Annotated in this window: 10 protein-coding genes; 1 reads left to right on the plus strand and 9 read right to left on the minus strand. The window is 57.1% G+C overall.

Annotated features, from left to right (window positions below):
* Positions 1–40: 40 nt before the first annotated feature.
* From ACPUC8_RS18445 to fdnG, 9 genes are all read right to left on the minus strand, one after another.
* Positions 41–349, minus strand: a complete 309-nt coding sequence (locus ACPUC8_RS18445) for a type II toxin-antitoxin system RelE/ParE family toxin (protein ID WP_494926969.1) — start codon at positions 347–349, stop codon at positions 41–43.
* On the minus strand, positions 312–599 hold the full coding sequence (locus ACPUC8_RS18450) for a type II toxin-antitoxin system ParD family antitoxin (protein WP_039328474.1): 288 nt from the start codon (positions 597–599) through the stop codon (positions 312–314). Before ACPUC8_RS18450 ends, ACPUC8_RS18445 begins: the two co-directional genes overlap by 38 nt.
* Positions 600–707: 108 nt before the next feature.
* Positions 708–2,558: a selenocysteine-specific translation elongation factor gene (gene selB / locus ACPUC8_RS18455; protein WP_494926970.1), complete on the minus strand. Its 1,851-nt coding sequence runs from the start codon at positions 2,556–2,558 to the stop codon at positions 708–710.
* On the minus strand, positions 2,555–3,934 hold the full coding sequence (selA, locus tag ACPUC8_RS18460) for an L-seryl-tRNA(Sec) selenium transferase (protein ID WP_494926971.1): 1,380 nt from the start codon (positions 3,932–3,934) through the stop codon (positions 2,555–2,557). Before selA ends, selB begins: the two co-directional genes overlap by 4 nt.
* An 8-nt stretch (positions 3,935–3,942) precedes the next feature.
* Entirely contained in the window at positions 3,943–4,554 is a 612-nt protein-coding gene (locus ACPUC8_RS18465; RefSeq protein WP_494926972.1) for a glutathione S-transferase, read from the minus strand.
* A 183-nt stretch (positions 4,555–4,737) separates the two neighbouring features.
* Positions 4,738–5,664 (minus strand): formate dehydrogenase accessory protein FdhE, encoded by a 927-nt coding sequence (fdhE, locus tag ACPUC8_RS18470; protein ID WP_283228750.1) that lies wholly within the window; start codon positions 5,662–5,664, stop codon positions 4,738–4,740.
* Complete coding sequence (gene fdoI / locus ACPUC8_RS18475; RefSeq protein ID WP_039328479.1) at positions 5,664–6,305, minus strand: formate dehydrogenase cytochrome b556 subunit; 642 nt, start codon at positions 6,303–6,305, stop codon at positions 5,664–5,666. The genes fdhE and fdoI overlap by 1 nt, the downstream gene beginning before the upstream one ends.
* A complete protein-coding gene (gene fdxH, locus ACPUC8_RS18480; protein ID WP_039328480.1) occupies positions 6,305–7,204 on the minus strand; it encodes a formate dehydrogenase subunit beta in 900 nt (299 codons plus the stop codon). The genes fdoI and fdxH overlap by 1 nt, the downstream gene beginning before the upstream one ends.
* A gap of 10 nt (positions 7,205–7,214) precedes the next feature.
* Entirely contained in the window at positions 7,215–10,262 is a 3,048-nt protein-coding gene (gene fdnG / locus ACPUC8_RS18485) for a formate dehydrogenase-N subunit alpha (protein WP_494926973.1), read from the minus strand.
* A 183-nt stretch (positions 10,263–10,445) separates the two neighbouring features.
* Between fdnG and fdhD the strand changes: the two genes are divergently transcribed.
* Complete coding sequence (gene fdhD / locus ACPUC8_RS18490; RefSeq protein WP_439654605.1) at positions 10,446–11,231, plus strand: formate dehydrogenase accessory sulfurtransferase FdhD; 786 nt, start codon at positions 10,446–10,448, stop codon at positions 11,229–11,231.
* Positions 11,232–11,360: the final 129 nt, after the last annotated feature.

Below are 11,360 nucleotides of genomic sequence, written 5' to 3' on the forward strand. Positions count from 1 at the left end.
GAAGTGCACTAAAGGGACGAGCGATCGTCCCTTTTTGTTTTTAAAACGAAGTATCCCAAGTGATATGTGATGGTGCATCCTGGGATTGATGGAGAATACGTGCAATGATGATCTGCTCCGGTTCAACGCGGTAAATCACGATATGTTCACTATGAATTACGGAGTAAAAATTTCGGCCATAATCTGTGCGGCGGCCTCCAAAATTATTCACCATGAGATTGGAAAATAATTTGTTTATATTCATGGCATAACGATCAGCCTGCATCTCACCGAAATTGCAGCATCCATAGAGCCAGATAGTCAGTAAATCTTCATTCGCACTCGGTGTTATCACTATTTCTTTTTTCATAAATGCCGACCCTGGCTTTGGCTTTCCGTAAAAATTCATCTACATCCCAGGGAATGGGTTCTCCACTGTCCATACCCTCCTGAATGAGACTTTTTAAATTCTCCAGCTTCGATGCCGCTTGCCTCTCACGCAGTAAACGCAGTGAATCGCGCACTACTTCGCTTTGCGTACGGTAGTCGCCGGACGCCACTAAAGATTCCACAAATTCGCGCAGTTCATCGCCTAAATCGATTGTCATGGTACGTGCCATCGTTGTGTTCCAATGTAAGAATAGTTCTTACATCCTGGCACATTTTTGTTCAACGAGGAATGCGCGTTGCAGCGCAGTTACAGTGATAACTGCGAGGCAACGCCAAGATCAGGCGCGGGTTTCGAACAGGCGGGCGTCGCGCAGCAGGTGGTCGTTACCCCGGCGACGGGTGAAACCGCTGCGGTCAAAGAACTCCAGAATCTGCACGGCAATTTTGCGTCCGGTGCCGAGTTGGTTACGGAAGTCGGCGGCGCTGGTGCTGCCACCGTCGGCGTCACGCTGGCGAATCAGATCGGCGAAGATCTGGATCTGGTCGCTGTGGTAGTAGCGATCGCGCACGATCGCCGTAATGTGACCGAGACGAGCGGCGGTGAGCAACAGGCTACGCACGGTCTCTTCCTCTAGCTGTGTGGTTACCGCAATATCACGCACCCACAGCGGTTGGTCATTGAAAAGTGGGCCGATCTGCTGCCACAACATCTCTTCCTGCGGATTAAAGCGCGGTTTGAAATCCGGTAAATGCAGCCAGCCCTGCTGATGCTGCAAGTGACCTTGTGCCAGGAGTTGATCAATCAACGCGATGACCGGTTCAGGTGGCTGATGCGGCAGCGCCACACGGCGCAGACGATCGCGCCCGATGCCCGGTACTTCAGGATGCTGCAAATGAAACGCCGACAACGACGCCAGCAGGCGCTGCTGCCATACCCCCGCTTGTTCGGCTGCTAACAAGGTGTTGCCGAGCCGCAACGCATCGAGGTTCTCCAGCAGCGCATCCAGCGCAGCGGGGTGAAGCTGGCGTGACCAGCCGAGATCGGCATATTCCACAGGATGGAGAGAGAAGTGCGCTTGCAGGCTGGAATCATCACGCTCTGCGGCAGCCAATTGTTGCAGCCAACCGAGATACTCTGGCTGTCGTTTGCCCCGTTTTTTGCTGTTAAGCAGCACGACGCGGCCACCCCCCAAGGATTGCTGCGCATTGCTGTCGCGAATGATCAGCCGATCGTTTTCCGCCAGCCATAGCGGTTCATTGAGCACCAGCTCTGCCAGATCATCTTCAAGCAGCGTCAGTCGGCCCATCACGTGGCTGGCTGCATGATGGATATGCACGGGCTGGGAGGCATGTTTAAGCGGTTGCAGCAGGCGCAGCGCCACGATGAGACGCTGGGTGCCTTGGGGTTGCGGCTGTGCCAGCAGCCAGTCACCGCGCGCGATCTGGGCTTTTTCCACCTCACCCACGATATTCAGCGCGATACGCTCACCTGCTTGTGCGCGCGTCACCGACTGGTTCTGCGCATGCAAGGAGCGCACACGCACCGGCAGATTGAGGCCACTGAGCCACAGCGTGTCGCCCACGCTCACCTCGCCCGCTAATGCCGTTCCGGTGACCACTAATCCGCTGCCTTTCAGGGTAAAAGCCCGGTCGATAGCGAGACGAAAACGGCGGTGCGCATCGAAAGCGGGTTCAGGCAGCTCACTCAAGTGCTGACGTAACGCCTCAATGCCCAGTTGGGTGCTACTGCTGGTGATAAACTGCGGTGCCGCTGACCAGCCCAACTGCTGTGTCAGCTCTGCCACCTGATGTTGCACTTCGGCGATGCGCGTAGCGTCAACGCGATCGGCTTTGGTCAACGCCACGCAGAGCGGCGGAAGCCCTGCCAGAGCCAGCAGCTGCAGATGCTCGCGCGTTTGCGGCATCACGCCATCATCACAGGCCACCACCAGCAGGGCGTGATGAATGCCGCCAATACCCGCCAGCATATTGGCAAGAAACTTCTCGTGTCCGGGGACATCGATAAAGCCTATCACCCGGCCGTCCGGCTGCGGCCAATAGGCATAGCCGAGATCAATGGTCATGCCGCGCCGTTTCTCTTCCGGCAGGCGATCGGCATTGACCCCCGTCAAGGCTTGCAGCAGTGCGGTTTTGCCGTGATCGACGTGTCCTGCCGTGGCGATAATCATGACGTTAGCGCCTCAATCAGCGCGGCTTCCTGCTCAAGGCAGCGTAAATCCAGCCACAGTTTGCCGTCCTGAATACGGCCGATTACTGGTCGGGGCAGCGTGCGCCAGCGTTGGGCGAGTGCATCAAGGCTGCTGGCATGCGGGGCGCGTGGGCTGAAGGTGATGGCAAAGCTCGGTAAGCGCTCAACGGGTAGCGATCCACTACCGATTTGCGACGAACAGGCGGCGATCGCCAGCGTATACTCCGAGCCATAAGACTGCTCTAGCGCGGGCATCAGCCGTTCGGCTTGCTGTAAAATGTCGTGCGATGTTCGAGTCAACAAACGCAGGGTCGGCAATGCATCACACAGACTTTCCGGTTGGCGATAAAGCTGCAAGGTGGCTTCCAGCGCCGCGAGTGTCATTTTGTCCACGCGCAGAGCACGCTTCAGCGGATGCTGCTGCAGCTGATCAATCCAGCGCTTTTTACCGACGATTATGCCGGCTTGTGGACCCCCCAACAGCTTGTCACCAGAGAAACTCACCACATCGACGCCGGCTGCAATCAGCTGCTGCGGCATCGGCTCGGCGGGCAAACCCAACGTGGTCATATCGATCAATGAGCCACTGCCCAAATCGGTGATCACCGGCAGCTGATGCTCAGCCGCTAATACCACCAACTCAGCTTCGGTAACGGCATGGGTGAACCCCTGAATCTGGTAGTTGCTGGTGTGCACCTTCATCAACAGACCGCTGTTATCGTTGATGGCGGCACGGTAATCCTTCAAATGCGTGCGGTTGGTGGTGCCCACTTCGACCAGCTGACAACCTGCCTGGCGCATCACATCGGGAATACGAAAGGCCCCGCCAATCTCCACCAACTCTCCACGCGAGACAATCACTTCGCGGCCGGGTGCCAGTGAGGCCAGCATCAGCAGCACCGCAGCGGCGTTGTTATTCACGATACAGGCCGCTTCTGCACCGGTGAGTTCGCATAACAGGGCGCTCACCGCGCGGTCGCGATGGCCGCGTGCGGCGTCATCCAGCGCATACTCCAGCGTCACCGGCTGGCGCAGGCTGGCGGTCACCGCCTCAATGGCGCTTTCGCTTAACTGGGCGCGGCCAAGGTTGGTGTGAAGAACGGTACCGGTCAGGTTGAAGACGGGCCGCAGCGCACTCTGTTGCTGCTGTTGCACGCGGCGCTGTGCTTCTTCAGGCCAGTTAGCATGCCAGTCAGGCAGCATTTGATGTTGTTGAATGTGATCGCGCGCCTCTTGTTGCATGGCGCGCAGCTGGCGGGTGGTAAAAGCGGTGCCAGAGTGCATTAACAGCGGCTGCAACGCGGGATCGCGCAGCAGGCTGTCAATGGCAGGCAGTTGGGTATAGAGGGTTTTCATCGGGCAACTTAGCAGGAAGGCGGAACGGTGCGGGCAAAACTTTCCCGCTGAAACAGCATTTCTGCCATTTTCACCAATGCCGGTCGATTGACGCACCAGTTGGGCAGCACGCGGCGGAAGTTGAGATAACCAATCATGCAGCCGGTGGCGATATCCGCCAGATTCAGCGTGCCGTTATTGATCAATTCGCCCTGTGCTGCCGCAGTTTCCAGGGCATCCAGGCCGCGCAAAATCTTCTCACGGTTACGCAGCAGCACCTCTTCCGATTGCTGAGCGCCGGGGCGCATCTGTTCGCGCACGATCATGACGGCGGCATCGTTGACGCCATCCGCCAGTTTTTCCAGCTGGCGGATTTTTAAGGAGAGCAGCGGGTCATCCGGTAGCATGGCTGGCGCATCTCCGCGCAGTTCAATCACCTGGGCAATGATCGAGGAGTCAAACCAGGTGTGATGGTTGTCGTCAACCAGCGCCGGGACTTTACCCAGCGGGTTGTATTGCGGCACGTGGCTGTCCTCAACCCAAGGCGACTGGTTGACGAATTCGAACACCAGACCTTTTTCCAACAGCATCACTGATATTTTACGGACAAAGGGGCTGGTGTAGCTGCCAATCAGTTTCATTGAACGCCTCCGTGTTAAAGGGTGGTGTACGGCATTGATGACGGTCGCCTGGTTGATGCTCGCCGTAACGATGACATTTCAATTGCCTGGTTGACGGTCGCCATAAATAGCGGCCCTACGGTTGCCCGGTGACCCTACGGTTTCGTAGGGTGCGCATTTAGGTACAACCGGGCATTCATCGCATTAATCCCCGGGAAACATAAACGGATTCAAACTGCTGCGCGCGAACCCTTCCTGCTCCATACGCGCATCCAGCACCAGTGATGCCAAATCATCCGCCACCGGTTCAACCGCGGGATCCTTCTCCTGATAGAGCATCTTCAGGTAGGTTCCGCAGTCGCCACAGCTCTCCGCTTTCACGGCCGCTTTTTCGCTGTCGAGCGACCAGTAGTGCAAATCACGCGTCTGTTCGCAGTTGGAGCACTTACTGCGCACCACATACCATTCACTTTCGCACAGATTACAGTGTAGATAACGTAGCCCCTGTTGACCGACATCCATATGTACCACGCTGGCGACGGGCACGCTGGCGCACACCGGGCAAAACTGACGATGCTCACCGTATTCTGCTCGCGCTTTTCCAGGGATCAGAGCCGCCATCTGCGCCCAGTAGATAGACAACGCGGCCCAAATAAACGGCGATTTATCACTGCTGACTTGGGCAAACTCGCCCGCCAGCAGCGCACTGGCTAACCCTTCCAGCTCGGAGGAGGAGGCTTTTTCCAGATTTTCCAGCACCGCCAGGGCCTGACCGCTCATCTCTGGTTTGAGTTCGGCGATCAGCGAATGCAGCAAACGCTGCCAGTGCGCATCACGCGGATAAGTATGGATATCGAGCGGGGGTTTACCCTGTTCGGCGCTTTGGGCTAAACGTGCGTGCAGATCGACCTGCAAAGGATGGTCATACAGCACGATTTCCTGCGCCTGGGCGATCACCGCGGCAAAGCGTAGATAGTCGCCCAGTGGGTTCTTCGCTGCCAGTTCACGCAAACGCGCCGCACGGCGGCTATACAGATTCTTAAGCCGAGGAAAAAGCAGCGGCGGAACCTGCTCCGCCATGCTTTTTTCGCCTTTCTCCAACTGATCCTGTGGGATGATGCGAATACTCATCAGGGACGTTTTTCCTGTTGTGTTTGGCGTTGGCGCTGCTCGCGATACCAGCGTGGATGATGTTTCTTCGCCCACGCAGCGGGAACCCAGCCCTCAACCATGGCGGTAATGGTGCCTTTGACCCACAGGGCCGCGTAGATATGCACCATAATCACCACGATCAGTGCCACAGCTGAGACCGAATGCACCACCAGAGCGGCGCGAATCAGCGGAATGGCAAAGGCGCCTGCGAAATAAGGACGCCAGATAATAATTCCGCTCACCAGCAGCATGATTAAGCTGATGATAGCAGCCCAGAACACACACTTCTGCCCGAAGTTGTATTTGCCGGTATCACCCACCTCTTCATTACGGACGATTTTGTGGATGTTTTTCGCCCACACCAGGTCATCACGCGTGATCAGATTATGCTTCCAGTAGCGCAGGAACATGATGATAAAAGCGGCAAACATCACCACACCGACAAACGGATGCAGAATCCGCGCCAGTTGTGGCGTACCCAAAATGTGCATCAGCCAGTTAAACGACGGGAAGAAGAAACCCAGCCCACTCAAGGCGGCAAGGACAAAACAGAACGCTACAATCCAGTGATTGATGCGTTCCGGTGCGCTGTAACGCACCAGACGATCGCGCTTTTTCATTATTCGCGCTCCTCTTTTTCGTGCAGGTTCTCATCCTCATCTTCCTCCACACGGTTCGGCCCAACGCCGACGTAGTGGAACACCGAGGCCGCGAAGGTGGCGGCAAACCCGATGGCGGCCAGCGGTTTCCAGATGCCTTTCCAGAAGGTGACGGCAGGGCTGATGCTCGGGTTTTCCGGCAAGCCGTGATACAGCTGCGGTTTGTTGGCGTGGTGCAGCACGTACATCACGTGTGTACCGCCCACGCCTTCCGGATCGTACAGGCCTGCGTTGTCATAGCCGCGCGTATTCAGCTCCGCCACGCGTTCTGCCGCCAGTGCCTGCATGTCGGTTTTGCTGCCGAAATGAATGGCGCCGGTCGGGCAGGTTTTCACGCATGCCGGTTCCTGACCGACAGTGACACGATCGACGCACAGCGTGCATTTATACACGCGGTTGTCGTCTTTATTCAGGCGCGGCACGTCAAACGGGCAGCCAGCAATGCAGTAGCCGCAGCCAATGCACTGTTCTGACTGAAAATCGACGATGCCGTTGGCATACTGAATAATCGCCCCTTCCGAGGGACAGGCTTTCAGGCAGCCGGGATCGGCGCAGTGCATGCAGCCATCTTTACGTATAAGCCACTCTAACTTGCCGTTCTCCTCCACTTCTGAGAAGCGCATCACCGTCCAGGATTTGGCGGTCAAATCCGCCGGGTTGTCATATACCCCGACGTTGTGACCGACCTCATCGCGAATGTCATTCCACTCCGAACACGCCACCTGACAGGCTTTGCAGCCAATACAGGTGGTGACGTCGATCAGCTTGGCCACTTCCTGCTGATGATTACGCGCCTGCGGGGCAGGCGTGAAACCATTGGTGGCGGAGCGGCGGATAATGTCTTGTGATTGATAAGCCATCTACGTTCTCCTACACCTTCTCAACGTTAACCAGGAACGCCTTAAACTCAGGCGTTTGCGTGTTGGCATCACCGACAAACGGCGTCAGGGTATTGGCGATAAAGCCTTTTTTCGCCACGCCCTGATAGCCCCAGTGAATCGGAATGCCGATGGTATCGATCACTTTGCCATCGACATTCAGCGGACGGAGGCGTTTCGTCACCACCGCCTTGGCTTTGATATAGCCGCGATTGGAACTCACTTTCACCGTATCGCCCTGCACGATGCCGAGCTTGTTCGCCAGCTTCTCGCCAATCTCCACGAACTGCTCCGGTTGCGCGATGGCATTGAGCAGCGCGTGTTTGGTCCAGTAGTGGAAATGCTCAGTGAGACGATAGGTGGTGCCGACATACGGGAACTGCTCGGCTTTGCCCATCGCCGCCAGATCGTCCTTGAACACGCGTGCGGCCGGGTTCGAGATGACGTTCGGGTGTAACGGGTTGGTGCCCAGCGGCGTTTCAAACGGCTCGTAGTGTTCCGGGAACGGACCTTCGGCCATTTTGTCGAGTGCAAACAGGCGGCCCATGCCCTCCGGCTGCATGATAAACGGCCCGACATTGCTGCCCGGTGCGGCGGCGCTGTAGTCCGGAATATCCATGCCGCCCCATTTGCTGCCATCCCACTTGAGGATTTGCCGTTTCGGATCCCACGGATTGCCCTGCGGGTCGGCAGACGCGCGGTTGTAGAGGATGCGGCGGTTGAGCGGCCAAGCCCAGCTCCAGTTCAGCGTGTTACCCAGCCCGCTCGGGTCGGTGTTGTCGCGCCGCGCCATCTGGTTGCCGTCTGGCGTCCAGCTGCCCGCGAAGATCCAGCAGCCGCTGCTGGTGCTGCCGTCATCTTTCAACTGCGCAAAGCTGCTGAGCTGCTGGCCTTTTTTCACCAGCACCGTGCCTTTGTCATCCAACACGTCCGCCAGCGCCTTGCCGTTGCTCTCCATGGCGACTTCTTCCGATGCCGGGTTATCTGGCGTCTGGTAGTGCCACGTCATGTTCAGCACCTGCTCCGGCAGCGCACCACCTTCGCGCGCATACATCTCACGCAGACGCAGGTAGATGCCGGAAAGGATTTCACCGTCATTCAACGCTTCACCCGGCGCATCCTGGCCTTTGAAGTGCCACTGCAGCCAGCGCCCGGAGTTGACGATAGAGCCATTCTCCTCCGCGAAGCAGGTTGATGGTAAACGGAACACCTCGGTCTGAATCTTCGCCGGATCGACATCGTTAAACTCGCCGTGGTTTTGCCAGAAGGTCGAGGTTTCGGTGTTGAGCGGGTCGATGGTGACCAGGAACTTCAGCTTCGACAGGGAATCGATCACTTTGCGTTTATTGGGGAACGATGCCACCGGGTTAAAGCCCTGGCACAAGTAGCCGTTCACCTTGCCTTGCGACATCATCTCGAAGTACTGCAGGACGTCGTAACCCTTATCCCACTTCGGCAGCCAGTCAAAGCCCCAGCTGTTCTCGGCCTGGGCTTTGTCGCCGAAGAAGGCTTTCATCATGCTGACGAAGAATTTCGGGTAGTTCCCCCAGTAGTTCACCTGACCCGGCAGCGTCGGTTTCGGGGTGTTTGCCGCGAGATAGGTTTGCAGATCGGTCTGTTTCTCCGAGGGCAGCGTCATATAACCCGGCAAGCTTTGCGACAGCAGGCCGAGATCGGTGAGACCCTGAATATTGGAGTGACCGCGCAGGGCGTTGACCCCGCCACCCGCCATGCCCATGTTACCGAGCAGCAGCTGGATCATCGCCATGGTGCGGATGTTCTGCGCGCCTACCGAGTGCTGCGTCCAGCCCAGCGCATACAGGAATGAGGTGGTGCGGTCGCGTGCGCTGGTCTCGCCGATCAGTTCACAGACGTGCAGGAAGTCATTCTTAGGCGTGCCACAAATGCGCTCAACCATCTCCGGCGTGTAGCGGCTGACGTGTTGCTTCAGCAGGTTCCATACACAGCGTGGATGTTGCAGGCTGTCGTCGCGTTTGGCAAAGCCGTCGTCACCCAGTTCATAGTTCCAGCTGGTTTTGTCGTATTTCCGGTTGGCTTCGTCGTAACCGCTGAACAGGCCATCCTCAAAATGATAATCCTCACGCACGATCAGGCTGGCGTTGGTGTACGCCTGCACATACTCATGCTGGATTTTGTCATTTTGTATCAGCCACAGCAGGACCCCCGACAGGAAGGTGATGTCGGTACCGGAACGAATCGGCGTGTAAAAGTCTGCCACCGATGCCGTGCGCGTGAAGCGCGGATCGATAACAATTAATTTCGCTTTGTTGTGAATCTTGGCTTCCATCGCCCAGCGGAACCCTACGGGATGCGCTTCAGCGGCGTTACCGCCCATCACTACGATCAGGTTGGCATTTCGGATGTCGACCCAGTGGTTGGTCATCGCACCGCGACCAAATGTTGGAGCAAGACTTGCTACCGTTGGTCCGTGTCAGACGCGTGCCTGGTTGTCGACCGCTAACATGCCGAGCGATCGGGTAAATTTCTGGGTTAAGTAGCCGGTTTCATTACTGGAAGCGGACGCACACAGCATGCCTGAAGAGAGCCAGCGGTTAACGGTGACGCCCGCCGCGTTCTGCGCGATAAAGTTGGCATCGCGGTCTGCTTTCAGCAGTTTGGCGATACGGTCAAAGGCGTCATCCCAGCTGATGCGCTGCCACTTGTCCGAACCAGGCGCACGATATTCAGGGAAGTGCAGGCGGCTGTCACTGTGAACAAAATCGAGCAGGCCTGCGCCTTTCGGGCACAATGCGCCACGGCTTACCGGATGATCCGGGTCCCCTTCGATGTGGAAAATGGTCTCTTTGGCGTTTTTCGCGCCGTCACCGAGGCTGTACATTAATAAGCCACAGCCCACTGAGCAGTAAGTGCAGGTGTTACGAGTTTCGCGGGCACGCAGCAGTTTGTACTGTCGCGTTTCCGCCAGCGCTACTTCGGGTGTGAAGCCGAGCAGTGCTGCCGTTGTCCCTGCCATACCGCCAGCGCAAATCTTGAAGAAGCTTCTTCGGCTGACGTTCATGGAATATCCTTTCGACATGGCTACACATTTTTATTTTTTCTGAGCGTTGGAACGAGGCTGACAATGACCCAACTAACAGTGAGAGAATAGCAGCGAAATAATACCACTGCATTTATGTGGTTGTTGCACGAGGCGAGCAAAGTGAAAGCAAAAGCACAAGAAAGTCACCAGAGTGTGAGTGAGATCAAAGGCGCCGTGCAGGCATCGGTGCGACAACGACGCGATATTGCCTGCGTCGAAACCGACTGGCTGGCAGAAGAGGTGCCGATCGCGCTGGTGTACAACGGCATTTCTCATGTGGTGATGATGGCAACGCCCAATGATTTGGAGGCGTTTGCGCTGGGTTTCTCGCTGTCCGAGGGAATTATTGATAAGCCCGAAGAGATTTTCGGTATGGATGTGGTGCCGGGCTGCAACGGCATCGAAGTGCAGATTGAGCTTTCAAGCCGCCGTTTTATGGCGCTGAAAGAGCAGCGCCGTGCGATGGCGGGGCGCACCGGCTGCGGCGTATGCGGTGTGGAGCAGCTCGATCAGATTGGCAAGCCGCTGCAACCGCTGCCGTTTACCCAAACCTTTGATTTAGCCAGGCTGGATATCGGTCTGGCGCAACTGCGTAACTACCAGCCGATTGGCAATCTTACCGGTTGTACACATGCCGCCGCGTGGATGTCGTCGCAGGGGGAATTGCAGGGTGGCTGTGAAGATGTTGGGCGTCACGTGGCGCTGGATAAACTGCTCGGCCATCGCAGCCAGCAGCCATGGCAGCAGGGCGCTGTGCTGGTCTCCAGCCGCGCCAGCTATGAGATGGTGCAGAAGTCGGCAATGTGTGGCGTGGAGATTTTATTTGCGGTTTCTGCCGCCACTCAGCTTGCAGTTGAAGTCGCCGAACGGTGCAATTTGACGCTGGTGGGGTTCAGCAAGCCGGGACGCGCCACGGTTTATAGTCATCCGCAGCGTTTGCTGCCCTGATGGTCGCCATTTATGGCTAGTTAAACGACTGACGATAACGCCGTCTGGGGCCGCACCGGGGCTGGCGGTCCTCGCGCCGCTACGCGGTACCTTCACTTCACTCGTCTGCCTTAACGGACCGGTGCCGAT

The organism is Pantoea sp. CFCC18177, assembly GCF_059412425.1.

Coding starts and splice junctions, on each gene's coding strand:
- selA (WP_494926971.1), bottom strand. CDS start 3,934: ATGAAAACCCTCTATACCCAACTGCCTGCCATTGACAGCCTGCTGCGC.
- fdhE (WP_283228750.1), bottom strand. CDS start 5,664: ATGAGTATTCGCATCATCCCACAGGATCAGTTGGAGAAAGGCGAAAAA.
- fdoI (WP_039328479.1), bottom strand. CDS start 6,305: ATGAAAAAGCGCGATCGTCTGGTGCGTTACAGCGCACCGGAACGCATC.
- ACPUC8_RS18465 (WP_494926972.1), bottom strand. CDS start 4,554: ATGAAACTGATTGGCAGCTACACCAGCCCCTTTGTCCGTAAAATATCA.
- selB (WP_494926970.1), bottom strand. CDS start 2,558: ATGATTATCGCCACGGCAGGACACGTCGATCACGGCAAAACCGCACTG.
- ACPUC8_RS18450 (WP_039328474.1), bottom strand. CDS start 599: ATGGCACGTACCATGACAATCGATTTAGGCGATGAACTGCGCGAATTT.
- ACPUC8_RS18445 (WP_494926969.1), bottom strand. CDS start 349: ATGAAAAAAGAAATAGTGATAACACCGAGTGCGAATGAAGATTTACTG.
- fdxH (WP_039328480.1), bottom strand. CDS start 7,204: ATGGCTTATCAATCACAAGACATTATCCGCCGCTCCGCCACCAATGGT.